This is a genomic window from Frateuria sp. (assembly GCF_035695185.1).
Lineage (GTDB): Bacteria > Pseudomonadota > Gammaproteobacteria > Xanthomonadales > Rhodanobacteraceae > Frateuria_A.
Map to the genome: position 1 here is coordinate 14,809 of NZ_DASSES010000088.1, position 21,030 is coordinate 35,838.

Consider the following 21,030-nt stretch of genomic DNA (forward strand, 5'->3'; position numbering starts at 1 on the left):
CTCGGCTCATCGCTCGCACGTGACGCTTTCGTGGCCGCGCGGGCCCGCGCGTCAGCCGGCGAGCCGCTCCATCACCTCGTGCAGGCCCTCGCGCCAATCCGGCAGCGGGTGCCCCAGCAACTGGCCCAGGCCAAGGTTGTCCAGCACCGACCAGGCCGGACGGCGGGCGGGGGTGGGGTAGTCGGCGCTGGCGATCGGCAGCACGCGGGGGATGCGCGCGAGCAGGCCGCGCGCATGGGCCTCGTCGAAGATCGCGCTGGCGAAGCCGTGCCAGCTGGTGTGGCCGCTGGCCACCAGATGGTGCGTGCCGCGCAGCTCTGCGCGCGCGTCCGGTCGCGCGAACCAGCGGTCGAGCAGGGCTAGGCTCGCGCGCACGATCAGCGCGGTGGAGGTCGGCGCGCCGTGCTGGTCGGCCACCACGCGCAGCTCGTCGCGCTCGGCGCCCAGGCGCAGCATGGTGCGCAGGAAGTTGTGGCCGTGCGGGGCATACACCCAGGCGGTGCGCAGGATCAGGTGGTCGGCGCCGCTGGCGCGCAGCGCCTGCTCGCCGGCGAGCTTGCTGCGGCCGTAGGCGCCCAGCGGGCCGGTGGGCGCATCGACGGGGTAGGGTGTGCTCGCGCTGCCGTCGAAGACGTAGTCGGTCGAGTAGTGCAGCACCAGCGCGCCATGCGCGGCGGCCCAGGCGCCCAGTTCGCCGACCGCCTGGCCGTTGATGCGGGTGGCCAAGGCCTCTTCTTGTTCGGCGCGGTCGACGGCGGTGTAGGCGGCCGCGTTGACGATGACGTCGGGTTGCACGCGGTCCAGCAGGGCGTCCAGGCCGGGGGCGGCAAGGTCGGCGACCTCGGCGCGCTCGCCGTCCCACAGGGTGCCGTCGCGCGTGGCCACGACCAGCTCCCCGCGCCCGGCCAGGCCGCCGTCCTCGACGAAGCTGCGGCCGAGCTGGCCGTTGGCGCCCAGCAGGAGAATCTTCATGGCGCGTAGGCCGGAAGGCGCTCGGCGGGGACATCCTTCAGGAAGGGCGCGCGGGTGTCCTTGTCCGACAGCAGCGGCGCGCTGACCGGCCAGTCGACGGCGATGTCCGCATCGTTCCAGCGGATGCCCGCATCGTGCTCGCGCTCGTACAGCGCGGTGCACTGGTAGCTGAAGGTGGCGAACTCGGACAGCACGCAGAAGCCGTGCGCGAAGCCCTCGGGGATCCAGAAGTGGCGGTGGTTGTCGGCGGTGAGCATGACCCCCGCCCAGCGCCCGAAGGTCGGCGAGCCGCGGCGGATGTCCACCGCCACGTCGTAGACCTCGCCCTCGAGCACGCTGACCAGCTTGCCCTGCGGGTTGGGCCACTGGTAGTGCAGCCCGCGCAGCACGCCCTTCGCCGAGCGCGAGACATTCGATTGCACGAAGCGGCGGTCGATGCCGGCCTCGCGGTACTTCGCCTCGTTGTAGCTCTCGTAGAAGAAGCCGCGGGCATCGCCGAACACCTGCGGCTCGATCACCACGACGCCCGGCAGCGCGGTCTGGATGACCTTCATCGCACCAGCCCCTGGTGGATCAGGTTCTGCAGGTACTGGCCGTACCCGGTCTTGGCCAGCGGTTCGGCCAGGCGCAGCAGCTGCTCGGCGTCGATCCAGCCCTTGAGGAAGGCGATCTCCTCCGGGCAGCACACCTTCAGGCCCTGGCGGTGCTCGATGGTCTGGATGAAGTTGCCCGCTTCCATCAGCGACTCGTGGGTGCCGGTGTCGAGCCAGGCGTAGCCGCGGCCCAACTGCTCCAGGTGCAGCTCGCCTTCGGCCAGGTAGCAGCGGTTCAAGTCGGTGATTTCCAGCTCGCCGCGCGGCGAGGGCTCGAGCGAGGCGGCATAGTCGCAGGCGCGCTCGTCGTAGAAGTACAGCCCGGTGACGGCGTAGTTCGACTTGGGCTTGGCCGGCTTCTCTTCCAGCCCGACCACCCGGCCATCTGCGTCGAACTCGGCCACGCCGTAGCGCTCCGGGTCGCGCACCCAGTAGCCGAACACGGTGGCGCCGCGCTCGCGCGAGGACGCACGCTGCAGGCGCTCGGTCATGCCCACGCCGTAGAAGATGTTGTCGCCGAGCACCAGGCAGCTGGGTGCGCCGCCGAGGAACTCCCGGCCGATCAGGAACGCCTGCGCCAGCCCCTCCGGCGAAGGCTGCACCGCGTAGCGGATGTCCATGCCCCACTGCGAGCCGTCGCCCAGCAGTCGCTGGAACAGCGCCTGCTCGTGCGGGGTGTTGATCACCAGCACCTCGCGGATGCCGGCGAGCATGAGGATTGCCAGCGGGTAATAGATCATCGGCTTGTCGTACACCGGCAGCAGCTGCTTGCTGATGCCCTGGGTGATCGGATACAGCCGCGTGCCGGAACCGCCGGCCAGGATGATGCCCTTGCGTGTGCTCATCTGTCGTCTCCCTACGAGCCCAGTCGTTCCATGCGGTAGCTGCCGTCCAGCACCCGCTGCACCCACAGCTGGTGCGCCAGATACCAGTCCACGGTGTGCTCCATGCCGCTCTCGAACGTGTGCGTCGGCGTCCAGCCGAGTTCGCGCTGCAGCTTGCTCGAGTCGATCGCGTAGCGGCGGTCGTGGCCGGGACGATCCTTGACGAAGGTGATCAGCGACTCGCGCGGGCGGCCATCGGCCAGCGGCCGGCGGGCGTCGAGCAGGGCGCAGATGGTCTTGACCACCGTCAGGTTCTCGCGCTCGGCGTTGCCGCCGACGTTGTAGGTCTCGCCGACGCGGCCTGCGTCGAGCACGCGGCGGATCGCGCTGCAGTGGTCGCCGACGTACAGCCAGTCGCGGATGTTGCGGCCGTCGCCGTAGACCGGCAGCGCCTCGCCGGCCAGCGCCTTCTGGATCACCAGCGGGATCAGCTTCTCCGGGAACTGGTAGGGCCCGTAGTTGTTCGAGCAGTTGGTGGTGAGCGTGGGCAGGCCGTAGGTGTGGTGGAACGCGCGCACCAGGTGGTCGGAGGCGGCCTTGGAGGCTGAATAGGGCGAGTTGGGCGCGTAGGGTGTCGTCTCGGTGAACTTGCCCTCGGCGCCGAGCGAGCCGTACACCTCGTCGGTGGATACGTGCAGGAACCGGAAGGCCTCGCGCGCGGCGCCTTCCAGACTGCGCCAGTAGTCGCGGGCGCATTCGAGCAGCCCCAGGGTACCGACCACATTGGTGTCCACGAACGCGGCGGGACCGTCGATCGAGCGGTCGACGTGCGACTCGGCGGCGAAGTTCACGATCGCCCGCGGCCGGTGTTCGGCCAGCAGCCGCGCCACCAGTGCGCGATCGCCGATGTCGCCCTGCACGAACAGGTGCCGGTCACTGGCTTCCAGCGACGCCAGGGTGTCGAGGTTGCCGGCGTAGGTCAGCTTGTCCAGGTTGACCACGCGGAAGCCGTCGGCGACCGCCTGCAGCACGAAATTGGCGCCGATAAAGCCGGCACCACCGGTGACGAGCAAGGTTTGCATAGGCTTGTTTGCTTGGTTCCCAGCGCCCATTGTGCCTGAATGGCCTATCTCCGAATGGCGCTGTGCAAGGGACTGGCGGGCTGCAAGTTAAGGAAAAAGCGGGCTTCGCGGTTAAGATGGCGGCCCGATCCCCGCTTAGTCGCCTACACACGATGACCAAGAAGACAGCCGCCGCCCGTCTCGGACTCGGAACGCGGGCGATCCACGCCGGCCAGCACCCGGACCCGAGCACCGGCGCGATCATGACGCCGATCTACGCCACTTCGACGTACGTGCAGGAGAGCCCCGGCAAGCACAAGGGCTACGAGTACTCGCGCACGCAGAACCCGACCCGCATGGCCTACGAGCGCTGCGTGGCGGATCTCGAAGGCGGCATCGCCGGCTTCGCCTTCGCCTCCGGGCTGGCCGCCGCAGCCACGGTGCTGGACCTGCTCGACTCGGGCAGCCACGTGATCGCCATGGACGACCTGTACGGCGGCACCTACCGGCTGTTCGAGCGCGTGCGCCGGCGTTCGGCGGGGCTCGACTTCGACTTCGTCGACCTGAACGACACCAAGGCGCTCAAGGCGGCGCTCAAGCCCAACACCCGCATGATCTGGGGCGAAACGCCGACCAACCCCATGCTCAAGCTGGTGGACCTGGCCAAGGTTGCCGCCTTCGCCAGGAAGCACGGTTTGATTCTGGTGGCGGACAACACCTTCTGCTCGCCGATGGTCCAGCGGCCGCTCGAGCTGGGTGCCGACCTGGTGCTGCATTCGGCCACCAAGTACCTCAACGGGCATTCGGACATGGTTGGCGGCATCGTCGTCGCCGGCAGCCACGAACTGGCAGAACGGATGGCCTTCCTGCAGAACTCCGTCGGCGCCATCGCCGGCCCGTTCGACGCGTTCCTGGCCATGCGCGGTCTGAAGACCCTGCACCTGCGCATGCAGGCGCATTGCCGCAGTGCGATGGAACTGGCGCAGTGGCTGGAGGTCCACCCGGCCGTCGAGCGGGTGATCTACCCGGGCCTGAAGAGCCACCCGCAGCACGCGCTGGCGAGGCGGCAGATGCAGGGTTTCGGCGGCATCATCTCCATCGAGGTCAAGGGCGGCCTGCGCAAGGCGCGCCGCATGCTCGAGCGCTGCGAGCTGTTCGCCCTGGCCGAGTCCCTCGGCGGCGTGGAGAGCCTGATCGAGCATCCCGCGATCATGACGCACGCTTCCGTGCCGCCGGCCAACCGCAAGCGGCTTGGCATCAGTGATGGACTGGTACGCCTGTCTGTTGGCGTGGAAAATGTAGAGGACCTCCGCGACGAGCTCGCGAAGGCGCTCGGTTGAGTACAGGGAAGCGGAGTATGGACGGGCTTGGGGACGCAGTGACCACTGCGCTCCGACGCAGACCGGGCGTGGGGTTGGTGCTGCTCAACCTGTCGGCATGGATTCGCCGGCAGGACTGGCTGCGAGCGATCTACAGATATCTCCCGGTCGGTTTCCGGACAGCCGTTTCGCGGGCGCTGGCTCAGCGAGCCTCCCGACAGGTCCGGTTCCGGCGAACCGCGCGATGGCGTGCCGTCGGTGCGTCACCGGCACCGGAGGCGCGCATGGCACGCCAGCCTGAAGCAGCGAGGGGCGGGAGCGGAGTCAATATATTTGCCTACGTGCGCGGGCAATTCGGCCTGGCCGAAAGCGCGCGGCTGTACACCCGCGCACTCCTGCATGGCGGATTTCCTGTCGCCCTGTATGACATCCCCCTGGACCTCGCGCACAACATGGACGATCCAAGCCTTGATGACTTCATCGGCCCGGATACCCCTCATCCGGTAAACCTGGTTTTCGTCAACCCCGACTATCTGGACGCAGCTAGGGCCGCCATCGGGCCGGAGAAGCTCGGAGGCCGCTACACAATCGGTTGCTGGTTCTGGGAGCTGGAGAATTTTCCGACCGAGTGGCTTCCGGCCTTGGCGCATGTGGACGAGATCATGGTCTCATCGGAATTCGTGCGTGATCTGGTAAGGCGCGTCACGGACAAGCCGATTCTCCATGTTCCGCTGCCAGTGCTCGAAAACCCGGACAGCGGTTTGCTGCGTAGTGACTTTGGTCTGCGTGACGATGATTACGTGTTTCTGACCAGTTTTGATTTCAACTCTTTCATGGACCGGAAGAACCCCATGGCCGTGATCCGGGCCTTCCATCTTGCGTTCGGGGAGGGCTCGGATCGTGTCCGGCTCCTGATAAAGACCAGCAATGGCCACCGCCACCCGGGCCGATTACGCGAGTTGCTGGATGTGGCGTCAAGCGACCCTCGTATCCTCGTACGCGATGAGGTTATCGAGCGAGAGCACGTGCAGGCGCTACAGCGGTGTGCGGATGCTTACGTGTCGCTCCATCGGGCGGAAGGTTTTGGCCTGGGACTGGCGGAATGCATGCGCTCCGGAAAGCCGGTAATCGCCACTGGCTGGTCAGGCAACATGGAATTCATGACGCCGGAAAACAGCTTTCTGGTGAGCTGCGACTTGGTGCCGGTTGGTCCGGGGGAATATCTGTACGCCGAGGGGCAGCGTTGGGCTGATCCTGATGTGGCCCAGGCAGCCCACTATATGAGGCAACTTGCGGACGACCCTGCCCTTGGCAGGCGGGTTGGCGAGCGGGCTTCCCGAGATATCCGAGAAAATCTGGCGGCGTCGCTGATTGCTCAACGGTTGGCAAGCCGGTTGGCGGAGATCCACCAGTCGGGTCTTGCAGCTGGCCATTCGGCAAGCTGCTGAGCCGTCCGACGGCGTTCTTAACGCGGGGCCATCATGAAAGACATTCTGCTGGCGGTATGGTCATACCGAAACTTCATTTTCTCTTCCATAAGGAACGACCTTCGGTCCCGATTCGCGCGAAGCAAGTTGGGCGCAACGTGGATGATATTGCAGCCGCTCGCTCAGGTAGCCATCTATTCGTTGGTACTTTCGCGGATCATGTCGGCCAAGCTTCCCGGCATTGATAGCCGTTATGCATACGTCATCTACCTGATGGCCGGGATGATTGCCTGGGCGCTCTTCAGCGAGGTGCTTACCCGCTCGCTTACGCTGTTCGTGGACAACGGCAATCTGATGAAGAAGATCGTCTTCCCGAAGGTCTGCCTTCCGTTCGTGACGACCGGTTCCGCATTAGTCAATAACGTTCTCCTGCTGTTGGCTTCGGCAGGCGTGTTCGCGCTCATCGGACATCCGCCCAGTCTGGCATTGCTCTGGTTGCCAGTGCTCATCCTGGTCAACCTAATCTTCGCCGCGGGAGTGGGCCTGATACTGGGCGTACTCAACGTATTCGTGCGCGATGTGGCCCAGGTTATGAATGTCATCCTTCAGTTGCTCTTCTGGATGACGCCGATTGTCTACATGCCGACGTTGATCCCGGAGAGGCTCCAACCAGTTCTTACCCTCAACCCGATGGCGCATCTGGTGTGGGATTTTCAGGCAGTGATTCTCTATGGGCACTCTCCCGGACTCCGCGGACTTGCGGTGATCTCCATGCTGTCCATCTTGCTCTTGGGAGCCGCGCTTGCGCTGTTCAGACGTGCGGCGCCCGACATGGTGGACGTGCTGTGACGGACCAGTTGCTGAGCGTCAGGGAAGTGGGCAAGGCCTATCGGGAATACCGCAGCGAATGGCTGCGGTTTGCCACGTGGGTGGGGCTTCGGGTGCGCCCAAAGGTGGAAAACTGGGTCTTGCGAGGTATCTCTTTCGCGGTCGCGCCGGGCGAATCAATCGGTGTTGTCGGCCAGAACGGGGCTGGCAAGAGTACGTTGCTGAAGCTGATTACCGGAACCATGCGGGCGACCGAGGGCGAGGTCTCGGTTAAGGGCAGGATCGCTGCCATTCTTGAACTTGGCATGGGGTTCAGCCCTGACCTGACCGGTCGCGAGAACGTTTACCACGCAGCCGGACTCATGGGGTTTTCCCGGGAGGCCATCAATGCGGTCATGCCGGAAATAGAGGCCTTCGCGGAGATCGGCGCCTATTTCGACGAGCCGGTCCGCACCTATTCGAGTGGCATGCAGATGCGGGTGGCGTTCAGTGTGGCCACCGCGTTCCGCCCGGACGTACTGATCGTGGACGAGGCGCTATCGGTAGGCGACGCCTACTTTCAGCACAAGTGCTTCAAACGCATACGGGAGTTCCGCGAGCAGGGAACCACGCTGCTGATTGTTTCCCACGACAGCGGTGCAGTGCAAAGTTTGTGTGACCGCGCATTGCTGCTCGACCGCGGGCAGCTGATCAAAGACGGTGACCCTTCCGCAGTCATGGACCTTTACAACGCTCTGATCGCCGAACGCGAAAACAGTACCGTGCAGGTGGGGAGTTCCCATGGCCGCGAGCAGACCTCGTCGGGAACCCGTGAGGCCGTTGTCGATGACATCGCGCTGCTGGACGAGCACGGCGATCCCGTGGAGTTCGTGGACGTCGGCCAACAGGTCACGCTGCGAATTCGCGTGGTCGCGCGAGCGGATGTCCCCAGGCTGGTTCTCGGGTACATGATTAAGGATCGGCTCGGCCAGCCGATGTTCGGAACCAACACACACCACACCAGCCAGGCTATCGACAATGTGCATGCGGGCCAGGGGCTGGAATTCCGGATCCGGTTCCCGGTGAACCTGGGGCAGGGCAGCTATTCGGTATCCACGGCGCTGGTCAGCTCGGACACCCATCTGGTGAACAACTATGAATGGCGGGATCTTGCGCTGGTGTTCAGCGTATCGAACCTTTCCCGCACGTACTTCATCGGGTCGGCATGGATCCCACCCGTGATCGAGGTCGTCAACTTATGAGCTTCGTATCCTTCGCGCAGAACTACGAAGACGTGATGCTCCTCCGGGCCTTGCAGAACGTGAAGCAGGGCTTCTACGTTGACGTTGGAGCCCAAGACCCGATCGATGATTCGGTAACCAAGGCCTTCTACGAGCGCGGTTGGCGCGGCATCAATATCGAGCCTGTCAGCCACTGGTTCGAAAGGGTGGTCACGGATCGACCACATGATGTAAACCTGCAGGTCGCCGTGTCCGATAAGCCCGGCGAGTTGCACCTTTTCGAGATCGTCGACACGGGGCTCTCCACAACCGATCCCGAGATTGCACGAAGGCATGTGGAAGCGGGCTATCCGGTACGAGAGTCGGATGTGCCGTGTATCACCTTGGACTCGATCCTGCGTGAGCAGCGGATCCGAGACGTGCATTTTCTCAAAGTTGATTGCGAAGGGGCCGAGGCGGCCGCTTTGCGCGGAATCAGCCTTGACCAAGTGCGCCCTTGGATCATCCTGGTTGAGGCTACCGAGCCGAACAGCCAGAGACCCGCTTACGAAGAGTGGGAGCCGCTGCTGGTCGGACGGGGTTATCACTTCGTCTACCAGGACGGGTTGAATCGTTTTTACGTCGCGAACGAGCACTCCGAGCTGGACGGGGCGTTTCAGTATCCCCCCAATGTGTTCGACCGCTTCATACGCGCATCCGAGCGCTCTGTCCGGCAGGATATGGATGCCCTGCGGGACCGCTACGGTGCGCTACTGAGCGTGCAGCGGCTGGCTGCCGCCGAAGCAGAGCGTGATGCACTCCGTGAGCAGGTAAACCACCTGCATATCGAGAACGAGCGGCGCGAAGCGGCCCTGGTCCAGCTTCGTCGGGAAATAACCGACCTTGCGGCGCGCGAAGCGGCGATAGGCGTGCGGATACAAGAGCTCTCGAGGAGCAGCGGCGCCGAGATATCGCTATTGCACAATGCAGTGGCTGCCCGCGATCAGGAAATTGCGCGGCTCTCTTCGGTCGCGGATCGCCTTTATCGGAGTACGTCCTGGCGTTTGACTGCTCCATTGCGATGGATCCGGAGAATTGCAGGCAAGGGCGTTCGAGCTGGTGCGCTGGTGAGCCGCCCACTATTACGCCGGCTCGTATCCCACAGGTGGCTGCGGAAGCCGTTTGTTGTCCTGGTCGGAAGGGACTCGCGGTTCGTACTTCGTTTGCGCCAGTTTCTCTTCGGTGCGCCGGTCGCTGCTACCGCCCCGGATGCACAGCAGGCGAACCTGTCGGTACCAACGGGGTCGTTGAATGAACAGGCCTCGCGGGTGCTTGCGGAGATCGTTGATGCCCGCGAACAGCACGCGCATGGCCCGGCAGCCGATAGCAGCGGCGTTTGATTATGCACTTTGTTTTGGATCTGCAAGCGTGCCAGTCGCCCGAGAGTCGCCGGCGGGGTATCGGACGTTATTCACTGGCGCTGGCCAAGGCGATGGCCACCCACTCGCAAGGCCATTGCATCTCAGTGCTGCTCAACGGCGCGATGGCGGAATCTATCGAGCTGCTGCGGGCTGAGTTCGACGGGATCTTGCCCACCGAGCGGTTGGTCGTTTGGGGCGGGCTCGAGCAAACCGCGCAAATCGACGGGGCTAACAGTTTCCGACGTGCGGCATCGGAGGTACTAAGGGAGCACGCACTGCAAACGCTGCGGCCCGACGTTGTGCATGTGGCGAGCCTTGTCGAAGGGCTGGCAGACGACGTCGTCTGCACGGTGCCGGAGCGGGCTGCCTACGTGACGGCCGTGACCCTGTACGACCTTATCCCACTGGTCCACCAGGAGACCTACCTCGCTGACCCTCGTGTGCGACGATGGTACCTCGGGCGGTTGGAGCATTTGAGGCGTGCGGACCTGTTGTGCGGGATCTCCCGTTTTTCTTGCGAGGAGGCGCGCGAGCTCCTGGGAGCAGAGCATGTCGTCGACATCTCGGGAGCGGCCGACGATTGTTTTCGCCGGCTCCCGGAGCCGGAACTGTTCCGTCAGGAGTTGATGCGCCGCTACGGACTGACGCGCGCGTTTCTAATGTACGCAGGGGGGTTCGACGCACGCAAGAACGTTGCGGGGCTGATCCGCGCTTTTTCACGCCTTCCCGCAACCTTGCGTCGCGAACATCAGTTGGCAATCGCCGGCGGCGCTCCGGAGCCAGAACGGCAGGCACTCGATCAACTGGTTGTCGAGTTGGGGCTGGGCTCGGAGGAGGTCGTGTTTCTCGGATACGTCCCTGACGCGGACCTGGTCAAGCTCTATAACCTCTGTGCCCTCTACGTCTTTCCTTCGCTTCAGGAGGGCTTCGGCTTGCCGGCGCTGGAAGCGATGTGCAGCGGGGCCGTCGTCATCGGTTCCGGCACATCCAGTCTGCCGGAGGTCATCGGTTTCCCTGAAGCCCTGTTCGACCCGCGAGACGATCAGTCGATCGCATCTGCGATTGCCATGGCATTGACGGACGCCAGCTTCCGCTCCCGCTTCCAGGCGCACGCTCGCCATCACACTCGATCGTTTTCGTGGGAGGAATCTGCGCGGCGGGCGATCGAAAGCTTTGAAATGGCAGTCAAGCGGAGTGCCCATCGCCCCTTGACATCGTCCATCCCGCAGGCGGTGCCGGTGGTATGGTTGCCGGCGCCAGACCCCCGTCCGGCTCCAAGTGGGGGGGCTCATATCGTTTATGCGGACCCCGATTGCCATGGCATAGTGGCAAAACACCGGCTCTCCGATTTCGACAAGTCGTCCGTTGGCGAGCACGCGACGGTACTGCTGGAGCTCGCTGACGATCCTTATTGCGCCAAGACGCTCCTGCTTGCGGAGACGACCCGGGCAGATCTCGACTTACGCCAGCCCGGGTTGGGCAGTGCCATGCATGCCCTTGCGCGGATGCCCGAGGGACGGAGATTGGTGGAGCTACTGCTGTACCGGTCAGGTGGTTATCACGCTCTGGCGGCGGCGAAGGCAGCCGACTTCTCCGCGCAGGTGCTCTCAAAGCAGTTGACTGCTCTCGGGCTTGCGGCGCACGGCAAGTGGCAGGTCACACGGGTGGATGCTGCCGCCGTCGACGAGATGCGCGACCGTTTAGCTTGGCGGGAACACACAAAACCGTTCATCGAACGGATCGTTTCGCTGCAAGGCGCAGCGGGGGCCGCGGTCGAGCATTGGCAGCAGATTGCGGATGCGCTTTCCAGGCGTACAGGTCCTGTCCCCGGATCACGACAGTGGTTTATCGATATCTCCAATCTGGCCGTCCATGACGCCGGTACCGGCATTCAACGTGTGGTCCGCCACGTACTTGATGAGCTGATGAAGGCGCCGCCCGAGGGCGTTCGTGTCGAGCCTGTCCGCATGGGTGATGACGGGGTGTTGCGATACGCGCGCGGATATTGTCAGCGCCGTTATTTTCCATCCGCGTCCGTGCCTCCTGACGAGCCTGTGGCGTTTGATCCAGGTGACGTGTTCCTTGGCCTGGATCTCGCGGCGCACCTTATTCCGCAGAACATCGGAACTTTCCGTCACATGCGAGACCGGGGGGTCAAGCTTCTCTTTGTCGTCTATGACCTCCTGCCCCTGATTCGCCCGGAGTGCTTCGATAGGGTGAATGTGCCGCTCTTCCGCGCCTGGTATGCAGCGATAGCGCAGGTAGCAGATGGCGTGATCTGTATTTCGCGGTCAGTGGCTGACGAATTTGAAAACTGGCTGCACCAGGAACACCCGAAAAGGCGAGCGCCCGTCAACCTTGGCTGGTTCCACCTGGGGGCCGACCTGGCGCCGCAGCCGGAGATGGGCGGTCGCCTCGCTTCCGGGGAACTTGGCGACCTGGGGCAAAACCCGACCCTGCTCATGGTCGGCACCGTCGAACCCCGCAAGGGCCACGCCCAAGTGCTCGACGCCTTCGAACATCTCTGGCGTGATGGGGTGGAGGCCAACCTGCTGGTCATTGGAAAACCGGGATGGCTGGTCGAGGACCTCCTTGAGCGCATGCGCGAGCACCCTGAGCGAGGGAGGCGCCTTTTCTGGTTCGAACAGGCGGGTGACGGTCTGCTGCTGGCTGCTTACCGGCGTGCTGATGCGCTGTTGATGGCCTCCGAGGGGGAGGGGTTCGGCCTGCCCCTGATCGAGGCAGCACACCATGGCCTGCCGCTGATCGCCCGCGACTTGCCGGTGTTTCGTGAAATCGCGGGCGACCATGCGTTCTATTTCTCCGGGTTCAGCGGTGAGGCTCTCGCACAACGGCTGCATGAGTGGCTCGGACTCGCTGCCTGCGGGACGACTCCATCCTCTTCCGGGATGCGATGGAAGACGTGGGCGGAGGCGACCGCAGATCTTGTGCAAGTGATCCAGAACGAACGTTGGTACCGCAGGTGGCGCCCAGGCTTTTTCTGGCGATTCGCCGCATTTGACTATCGCCTAACCGGTGGCGCCGGCCGCCTTGATCGCGGTCGCTTGCGATCCGTCGGCAGGGACGGTCTGCTGATGGCTGGACCGGGCATTCCGCTGGCGGCCGGTCGCTACGAGCTGCGCCTCCTCGGCGGTGGCCGGGGGGGCGTATCCGTGCGGATCCTGGCCGATGGACGCGAGGTCATGAGGGTCGCCAACGAACTGGTACTGGATGAGGTGGACGGGTTGACTGGCTCTTTTGATTTCCGCCTTGACGATGACGCCACTGACTGGCGGGTCGAGTTGTCCGTGGGCGCCGCGGCCGATGTCTTCGTTGTTGCAATGGAGCTCCGCCTCATAGGCGACTGTCACATTGCCGGCTGACGACCAGCTGGGCACAATACTCTGTTCGCGGCCCAGCAAAACGGAAATTTCGGCTGGGTACCGGCTTCCACGACTTTTCCCAGGAGTACTCCGATGAAGACCGCCTTGATCACGGGCGTTTCCGGCCAGGATGGCGCGTACCTGACCCAGTTGCTGCTCGAGAAGGGCTATCGTGTCTATGGCACTTATCGCCGGACCAGTTCGGTCAATTTCTGGCGAATCGAGGAACTGGGGGTCGCGGAGCACCCGAACCTCTCGCTGGTGGAGTATGACCTCACCGACCTCGGATCCAGCATCCGCCTGCTGGAAAACACCGAGGTTTCCGAGGTCTACAACCTAGCCGCACAGAGCTTCGTCGGGGTTTCGTTCGACCAGCCGATCACCACAGGACACATCACCGGCATCGGCGCGGTGCACATGCTGGAAGCGATCCGCACGGTGAATCGGAAGATCCGCTTCTACCAGGCATCCACTTCCGAGATGTTCGGCAAGGTTCAGGCTGTTCCCCAGTCCGAGTCGACACCGTTCTATCCGCGCAGCCCTTACGGCGTCGCCAAGCTGTACGCGCATTGGATGACGGTGAACTATCGGGAGTCCTATGAGATCTTCGGCAGCAGCGGCATCCTGTTCAACCATGAGTCGCCGCTGCGCGGACGCGAGTTCGTCACCCGCAAGATCACCGACGCCGTGGCCAAGATCGTGCTCGGCAAGCTCGATGTGCTGGAGTTGGGCAACTTGGATGCCAAGCGCGACTGGGGCTACGCCAAGGAGTACGTGGAAGGCATGTGGCGCATGCTGCAAGCCGACGAGCCGGACACCTACGTCCTCGCCACCAACCGGACCGAGACCGTCCGGGACTTCGTCACTATGGCTTTCAAGGCCGCCGGCGTCGCAGTCGAATGGCGCGGAGAGGGCGAAGACGAGCGCGGCATGGCCGCAGACAGCGGGCGCGAGCTCGTGCGCATCAATCCGCGTTTCTACCGTCCGGCGGAAGTCGACCTGCTCATCGGCGACGCGTCCAAGGCGCGCGAGAAGCTTGGTTGGGAGGCCCACACGAGCCTTGAGGACCTGTGCCGCATGATGGTTGAAGCCGACATCGCGCGGAACCAGCGCGGCGCGTCGTTCTGAGATGGGTCGCCCACGCGCACTTCTGACCGGGCGCAACGGATTTACCGGTAGATATGTTGCCCTTGAGCTTGAGAAGGCCGGTTACGAGGTAATTGGCCTCGCCACTCATCTAGAAAGCGATGCTGCCGGTTCAACGGTTGTGGCAAATCTACTCGACCGAGGCGCTGTGGCTCAGGCGGTTGCCGACGCCAAGGCCGATGTCGTGTTGCATTTGGCGGCGGTCGCTTTTGTCGCACATGGCGACGTGGAGGAAATGTATCGCGTCAACGTGATCGGTACACGCAACCTCCTGGAAGCGTTGGCTGGCACCAGAAAGCAACCAGGACTCGTGGTGCTGGCAAGCAGTGCGAACGTTTACGGTAACGCCGATGTGGATCCGATTACCGAACACACCCCCCCGGCACCGGCGAACGATTACGCCGTGAGCAAGCTGGCCATGGAATACATGGCGAAGCTGTGGACGGACCGGTTGCCGATTACGATCACTCGTCCTTTCAATTATACAGGGGTGGGGCAAACAGAGCAGTTCCTCATTCCCAAGATCGTTGGCCACTTCGCAAGGCGCAGTGACGTCATCCAGTTGGGGAACACCGACGTCGTTCGCGATTTCAGCGATGTCCGCGATGTCGCTGCAGCGTACGTACGTATCCTGAAATCAGGCTCGGCTGGCAAGACCTTCAATCTGTGTTCCGGCAAAGGACGATCTCTCGCATACGTTATTCGGGAGATGGCGAAAATATCTGGTCATCAATTGCGCATCGAAATCAACCCAGATTTTGTGCGTAGGGGTGAGGTGTTCCGTCTGGTTGGGAGCAGCTCGCTTGTCGGCGAGTTGGGACAGCGAATTCATGATCTTACGGAGACGCTGACCTGGATGTATCAATCGGCGGTTAAAAGTCTTGATCATGCCGATTAATCGTCATGGCGTCCGCGTGACGCCCTTTGCTGTCGCGTTGGCGGCAATTGTCTTCGTCTATTACTTGCTTTTGACCAAAGACCGGTTTGACCTGATCGTCGCCGCCGACGAAGTTGGCTTTCTGAGTAATGCATGGTTCTTGTCCGGTACGAGATCCATGTTCCACATGACGAGTGCCTCGTACTACCCATGGGGTTGTTCGTTGTTGATGGCGCCTGTTTTTTGGATTACCACCGATCCGCACCTTTCCTATCACCTCGCGGTAGTTGAAAATTGTCTGTTGATCGCGCTCGCATCGGTCAACCTGTTCTTTATATGGCTCAGGTACGTCGGCAATAGGGTCTGGCTAGGTTTTTTCGTCTGCCTTGTGGTTAGCCTTTATCCCGCGCTGCAGCTTAACGCGGGATTGCTGTGGTCTGAGGTCGCATTCGCAACGTTTTTTGTGTTCTATGCGAACGCCGCCTCTCTATTCATAAAGCATCCGAATGGGCTAAGGGCGCTGGCGCTATGTCTGATAAGTGCATATCTCTACGCGATTCACCAGCGAGCGCTCTTGCTTCCGCTCGTGAGCGTTTCAGTAGTGATTTCCGCCGTAGCAAGAGGCCGCTGCTCCAAAGCGGTTGTCATATATAGTCTGCTTTTTTCCATCACTCTATTTCTAGCTGTCCGGCACATAAACCACTATTTTCAGTCCCATGGCTGGGACGCTGTTGTTGCTAGAAATAACGGCGTGTTCAACAAAATTCGGGGGCTTTTGAACCCGGAAGACTTGCTAGCTGTTGTGCGCTCGGCCTTGGGTCAGCTTTGGTATCTTTCCTTTTCGACGGGCGGCCTGATCTGGATCGCGCTGTTCGGCGCGGCGGCCTCCGCATTCAAACTATTGGCGCGAAGTGAAAGGTCTAGTGACGGATCCGGTCGCGATATCGGCTGGCAACAGTTTTCCCTTGTCGTTGTGCTTGGATTTGCCGCAGTGTTTGTCGCATCGGCAGCCGCAATCACGGTTCCTGCGAGAGCAGACCACTACATCTATGGGCGTTACATAGACGGTGTAGTTCCTGTAATGCTCTTATTCGCATTCATGTGCCTTGTCCAGGTGCCGCTCTTTAAGGATCAAGGCTCAAAATGGTCGAGCATCCTGATCCTTATAGTGGGGGGGCTTGGGTTGCTTTTGAGCCAAATCATTCCGGACTCCAACAAGATCGGAGTGCTAGGGCTAACAATCCCCTCCACGATAGTCCTTCATACCGGTAGCCGATTGGCTGCCACATTGGCGGTTGGGACCTGCATTGTTGCTGTCTTCATCTCTCTCATTGCGCTGTCTGGAAGGAGGCGCGCCGCCACGGCCTTGGTATTAATGGGCATCGGTTTCGTTTTTAGTGGTGGCTCGGCTGCAGCCCTCGTGAAGAGCATGGCGGCGGGCACGAAGACGCAGATGGCTGCGCTTGTCGATGTTGCGCGCTTCGTGAAGCCACAAAGGGCCGCGTTCGTGTTTAGTGGGCCTACCGCCTCTTCGTATTACCACGCCCAGGCGTACTTGCCGGCTTGGGATTTTGTTTCGACAAGTCCCAGAGCTGCCGAGCGGGAAACGGGCTTGGTGGTCGCCGGAAGTGAGTGGGGTCATCCACCATCGGCGACGCCGCGATACCAATTGCCCTCAGCTGCCGTGGGAGCCGTTAACTTCTGGTACCAAGGGGACCCGCAGAAATTCTTGTCTGGGGGCCCGGTTCGGCAAGGGGAGGAGCTTCTTTCGCCGGCGAACAGGCAGCTCTACCTAATTCGCGGGTTTTACAGTTTAGAAAAGACAGATCAGGGCTACGGCCGCTGGACAGACGGGGATGGAGAATTTGTCTTTGCCGTGCCTCGCGACCAAGGCTGCGTGCTGAGGGTGCGGATGCGTAACCTCTCACAGAAGTCGCTCTCCGTTGCGTTGACAAGTGGCGACCCAGACCAAGCCAAGACGCTAGATATCTTGCCAGGGGAAACTGGCCAAGCCGTCCTTGAGGCGGTCATTGGAGTCGTAGATATGCACGTACGGAGCGGTACGTTCGTCCCCGGGGGAAGGGACCAGCGTGCGCTTGGGGTGATGTTGACGTCTGTCCAGGTAAATTCCTGCTCGAGGCGGCCTTAGCGCGGACCCGCTCTGCTTTTAGCGCGCGGCGTAGTTCGGCTATTACCGGCAATGGGCATTCTTAAACGCCTAGGGTAGATCGGAGCACATAGCCGCTTATGCGGTGGTTGACCGCTGCCCTCGATTCAGTCCGTGTGGCTATTAGGCCTGAAAGCCGACGTCTCCGGGCCTTCCGCCGGTTTTCGCTCTTCTTCTCAATGGGAAACAATAATGCTCGAGTGCTTTAAGGCCTACGATATCCGGGGCGAGGTACCAATTGAGTTGAATGAGAATATAGCCTACGCGATCGGAAGGGCGTTCTCGCAGATCTTGTCCCCAGGGCAGGTAATCGTAGGTCGAGACGTGCGCCTAGAAAGTCCGGCTCTAGCGGCAGCCCTGATCCGGGGCATCAGCGACGGAGGCGCGTCGGTGATCGATATTGGTTTGTGTGGCACCGAAGAAGTTTATTTCCAGACAGCAAACCGTCAGGCGGGTGGCGGGGTCATGGTGACCGCCAGTCATAATCCGATGGGTTGCAGCGGGATGAAGCTCGTGCGGGCGGGGGCGCGTCCGATTAGCGGTGATTCCGGCCTATTGGCGATACGCGACCTGGCGGAGCAGGGGCTATTCCGGCCAGGCAGCCCCACGGTGCACATGATCAACGACGAGGATAAGTCGACTTATATCCAACATTTGCTCGGCTATGTTGATCGCCGTGCTCTCAAGCCGCTGAAGATTGTGGTGAACGCTGGTAATGGTGGTGCTGGACGGGCCCTCGATGCACTGGCACCTCATCTTCCGTTCGGTTTCGTGCGTATCCATCACGAGCCGGACGGCTCGTTTCCGAACGGGGTTCCCAACCCGCTCCTGCGGGAAAACCGCGCGGCGACTGCCGAAGCGGTGCGCGAGCATGGAGCTGACCTCGGAATCGCCTGGGATGGCGACTTCGACCGGTGCTTCTTCTTCGATGCGGACGGCCGCTTCATCGAGGGTTACTACCTCGTGGGCCTGCTGGCCGCGCAGCTGCTCGAGAGGCATCCTGGGGAGAAGATTATTCACGATCCGCGGTTGACCTGGAACACAATCGAGATGGTCCGGGCCGCAGGCGGGGTGCCGGTCATGAGCAAGACCGGTCACGCCTTCATCAAGGAGCGCATGCGCGCCGAAAATGCAGTGTACGGTGGGGAGATGAGCGCCCACCATTACTTCCGCGATTTCGCCTATTGCGATTCCGGGATGATCCCGTGGCTCCTGGTAGCCGAGCGCATCAGTGCGAGTGGGCTTTCGCTTGCGGACATGGTCGAAGCCCGCATGGCCGCGTACCCATGCAGCGGAGAAATCAACTTCCGGGTGGGGGATGCGGCGGATACGACCGCGCGCATCCTTGAGCACTTCGCCCCGCTCGAGCATTCAATCGACCGGACAGACGGGGTAAGTCTGGAATTCCGGGATTGGCGCTTCAATCTGCGCAGCTCTAATACCGAACCATTGCTTCGGCTGAATGTCGAGTCACGTGCGGACGAAACGCTCATGCGGGAACGCACCGAGGAAATCGCCGGGCTGATCCGATCCGGTGGCTGATCGCCAGGATGCGGGCCCGGCGTTCCAGACCCGCATCAGCTCAGGCTCTGCCGTAGACATCTTCCAGGCGGACGATATCGTCCTCGCCCAGATAGCTTCCCGACTGCACCTCGATCAGTTCGAGGGGCACCTTGCCGGGGTTGCGCAGGCGATGGACCGCACCCAGCGGTAGATAGGTGCTCTGGTTCTCGCTGACCAGGTAGACCTCCTGGTCGCGCGTGACCTCTGCGGTGCCGGATACCACGATCCAGTGTTCCGCACGATGGTGGTGCTTCTGCAGACTTAGGGCCGCGCCCGGCTTCACCACGATGCGCTTGACCTGGAAGCGATCTCCCATGTCGATTGAATCATAACTACCCCACGGCCGGTACACCTTCCGGTGGAACATATGCTCGGGCCGACCCTCGGTCTTCAGCTGATCGACCAGCTTTTTCACATCCTGGGCCCGGTCGCGGCGGGTTACCAATGTCGCGTCCGGCGTGTCGATCACCACCAGGTCATCAACGCCGATCGTCGCGATCAGGCGCCGGTCGCCCGCGCGAACTAGGCAGTTGCGGCTGTCGATGGCCATGACATCGCCTTCGAGACGGTTGCCGTCGCTGTCTTTTTCAGCCGCGCTCCACAAGGCCGACCACGAGCCGATGTCGCTCCATCCGCAACTGACGGGCACCACGGCTGCGCGATCGGTCCGCTCCATCACTGCGTAGTCGATCGAATCCTCCGGGCTGGCGGTGAAGGAGGACTTATCGATGCGCACGAAATCCAGATCGGCGGAGGCGGTTTCGAACGACGCGCGCACGGCCGCGGAGATCCCCGGCGCGTGCTGCTCGAGCTCCTCCATGTACCGCCTTGCCTGGAACATGAACATCCCCGAGTTCCAGTCGTAGCCGCCATCGTCGACGTAGGACCGAGCCGTCGCGGCGTCAGGCTTCTCCACGAAGCGGGCGACGCGGAAGGCGCCCGGGATGCCTTCCCCGCGGCGGATGTAACCGAACCCCGTCTCCGGTCCGTCCGGTCGGATGCCGAAGGTCACCAGCCATCCCTCCCGGGCGACGGGCAGCGCACTGGCGACCGCCTGTTGGAAGTTCTGCTCATCGCCGATGAGGTGGTCGGCCGGCAGCACAAGGATCACTGCGTCCGGATCGCGCTCCATGGCCTGCAATGCAGCTAGGCCGATCGCCGGTGCGGTATTGCGCGGCAACGGCTCAAGCATGATCGAGGCCCCCTTGACATCCAGCTCGAGCAGTTGCTCGGCCACCAGAAACCGATGGTCTTCGCTGCACACGACAATGGGTGAGGTGGCATCGACGAGGCGATGTGTGCGCGCGACGGTTTGCTGGAACAGGCTGCTGTCCCCGGCCAGCGCTAGAAACTGTTTGGGCATGTTTTTGCGCGACAGCGGCCATAGCCTGGTGCCGCTGCCCCCGCTGAGGATGACGGGAATCAACATGTGGAACTCCTTGTACGGTTACCGGTCTATGCCGACCATTGTCCAAGACCGCGTATCGCGGCGCCAGCTGATCGGGTCAATCGGACGCCCGATGCGCAGCCTTCCCGATCCTCCATGGGAAGAGCTTCAGGCGGGCGACACTCGCCGCCGTCCCTCATTTCTGTCGATATTCAAGCCGCTGCACGCGAAGATGGATGCGCTCGAGCAGCTTGCGGTTGGTGGCAATGAGGTCGCCGATGATGCCCATCATGTACAACAGCACGCCCACGATCAGGCTGAGTGCGCACAGGATCACCGACTGCACGTGGCCCGCTCCATCGCCGTTGAAGAAGTACCAGAGATAACGCAGTCCCGCGGCCATACCGACGAGCGTGAAACCAGAGCCAAGGAGCGCGAAGAACCTCAACGGCTTGTAGATCACGAAGGCGCGCAGGATGGTCACCAGTGAACGCTGCACGTAGCTCGAGATGCTCTTTACAAGTCGAGACGGTCGCAGATCGCCATTGGTGCGGACGGGAACCGACACAATGCGCAGGTTGCTCTGACCGGCCTGGATAATGGTCTCGAGTGTGTACGTGTAGGCATTGAACACGTTCAGCTGCATGGCCGCGTCACGCGATATCGCGCGGAAGCCGCTCGGGGCGTCGGCCACGTCGGTCTTGCTGGCTACGCGCACCGCCCAGCTACCCAGCCGCTGCAGCTTCTTCTTGATCCAAGAAAAATGTTCGGTCTCGTCGATCGGGCGGGCGCCGATCACCATGTCGGCCTCGTGGGCAAGCACCGGCGCGGTCAGTCTGGGAATATCGGCACCGCAATACTGG

Annotated in this window: 16 protein-coding genes; 10 read left to right on the plus strand and 6 right to left on the minus strand. The window is 62.4% G+C overall.

Annotated elements, in window-relative coordinates; genetic code table 11:
- Positions 1-51 precede the first annotated feature (51 nt).
- Genes rfbD through rfbB form a run of 4 tightly spaced genes read right to left on the minus strand, consistent with a single transcriptional unit; the run spans position 52 to position 3,471 of the window.
- Positions 52-972 carry a dTDP-4-dehydrorhamnose reductase gene (rfbD, locus tag VFH59_RS06290; protein WP_325164038.1) on the minus strand — a complete coding sequence of 307 codons (921 nt, stop codon included), beginning with the start codon at positions 970-972 and terminating at the stop codon, positions 52-54.
- Positions 969-1,526, minus strand: coding sequence for a dTDP-4-dehydrorhamnose 3,5-epimerase (gene rfbC / locus VFH59_RS06295; protein WP_325164039.1), 558 nt, complete (start codon positions 1,524-1,526; stop codon positions 969-971). The genes rfbD and rfbC overlap by 4 nt, the downstream gene beginning before the upstream one ends.
- Entirely contained in the window at positions 1,523-2,410 is an 888-nt protein-coding gene (rfbA, locus tag VFH59_RS06300; RefSeq protein WP_325164040.1) for a glucose-1-phosphate thymidylyltransferase RfbA, read from the minus strand. The genes rfbC and rfbA overlap by 4 nt, the downstream gene beginning before the upstream one ends.
- An 11-nt stretch (positions 2,411-2,421) precedes the next feature.
- Positions 2,422-3,471 (minus strand): dTDP-glucose 4,6-dehydratase, encoded by a 1,050-nt coding sequence (gene rfbB / locus VFH59_RS06305; RefSeq protein WP_325164041.1) that lies wholly within the window; start codon positions 3,469-3,471, stop codon positions 2,422-2,424.
- Positions 3,472-3,623: 152 nt separating this feature from the next.
- Here rfbB and VFH59_RS06310 point away from each other — a divergent pair, with 152 nt between their 5' ends.
- The 10 genes from VFH59_RS06310 (at position 3,624) to VFH59_RS06355 (ending at position 18,759) form a co-directional block, all read left to right on the plus strand.
- A complete protein-coding gene (locus VFH59_RS06310) occupies positions 3,624-4,790 on the plus strand; it encodes a PLP-dependent aspartate aminotransferase family protein (RefSeq protein WP_325164042.1) in 1,167 nt (388 codons plus the stop codon).
- A 17-nt stretch (positions 4,791-4,807) separates the two neighbouring features.
- The gene (locus tag VFH59_RS06315) at positions 4,808-6,217 is read left to right on the plus strand and encodes a glycosyltransferase family 4 protein (protein WP_414655857.1); all 1,410 of its coding nucleotides are present in this window, start codon (positions 4,808-4,810) and stop codon (positions 6,215-6,217) included.
- A gap of 33 nt (positions 6,218-6,250) precedes the next feature.
- Entirely contained in the window at positions 6,251-7,045 is a 795-nt protein-coding gene (locus tag VFH59_RS06320; protein WP_325164044.1) for an ABC transporter permease, read from the plus strand.
- Positions 7,042-8,265: an ABC transporter ATP-binding protein gene (locus tag VFH59_RS06325; RefSeq protein ID WP_325164045.1), complete on the plus strand. Its 1,224-nt coding sequence runs from the start codon at positions 7,042-7,044 to the stop codon at positions 8,263-8,265. The genes VFH59_RS06320 and VFH59_RS06325 overlap by 4 nt, the downstream gene beginning before the upstream one ends.
- Entirely contained in the window at positions 8,262-9,623 is a 1,362-nt protein-coding gene (locus tag VFH59_RS06330; RefSeq protein ID WP_325164046.1) for an FkbM family methyltransferase, read from the plus strand. The genes VFH59_RS06325 and VFH59_RS06330 overlap by 4 nt, the downstream gene beginning before the upstream one ends.
- 2 nt (positions 9,624-9,625) lie before the next feature.
- On the plus strand, positions 9,626-13,027 hold the full coding sequence (locus VFH59_RS06335) for a glycosyltransferase family 1 protein (protein ID WP_325164047.1): 3,402 nt from the start codon (positions 9,626-9,628) through the stop codon (positions 13,025-13,027).
- 93 nt (positions 13,028-13,120) lie between these two features.
- Positions 13,121-14,155 (plus strand): GDP-mannose 4,6-dehydratase, encoded by a 1,035-nt coding sequence (gmd, locus tag VFH59_RS06340; protein ID WP_325164048.1) that lies wholly within the window; start codon positions 13,121-13,123, stop codon positions 14,153-14,155.
- A 1-nt stretch (position 14,156) separates the two neighbouring features.
- Positions 14,157-15,071, plus strand: a complete 915-nt coding sequence (locus VFH59_RS06345) for an NAD-dependent epimerase/dehydratase family protein (RefSeq protein ID WP_325164049.1) — start codon at positions 14,157-14,159, stop codon at positions 15,069-15,071.
- Positions 15,055-17,199, plus strand: a complete 2,145-nt coding sequence (locus VFH59_RS06350) for a hypothetical protein (protein WP_325164050.1) — start codon at positions 15,055-15,057, stop codon at positions 17,197-17,199. The genes VFH59_RS06345 and VFH59_RS06350 overlap by 17 nt, the downstream gene beginning before the upstream one ends.
- Positions 17,200-17,406: 207 nt before the next feature.
- Positions 17,407-18,759, plus strand: a complete 1,353-nt coding sequence (locus tag VFH59_RS06355) for a phosphomannomutase (RefSeq protein WP_325164053.1) — start codon at positions 17,407-17,409, stop codon at positions 18,757-18,759.
- A gap of 40 nt (positions 18,760-18,799) precedes the next feature.
- On the opposite strand, the gene VFH59_RS06360 is transcribed toward VFH59_RS06355, so the two are convergent.
- Both VFH59_RS06360 and VFH59_RS06365 read right to left on the minus strand, forming a co-directional pair.
- A complete protein-coding gene (locus tag VFH59_RS06360; RefSeq protein ID WP_325164051.1) occupies positions 18,800-20,209 on the minus strand; it encodes a mannose-1-phosphate guanylyltransferase/mannose-6-phosphate isomerase in 1,410 nt (469 codons plus the stop codon).
- A gap of 154 nt (positions 20,210-20,363) precedes the next feature.
- Positions 20,364-21,030 (minus strand): glycosyltransferase family 2 protein (locus VFH59_RS06365; RefSeq protein ID WP_325164052.1); only part of this gene is annotated, 667 nt, incomplete at its 5' end.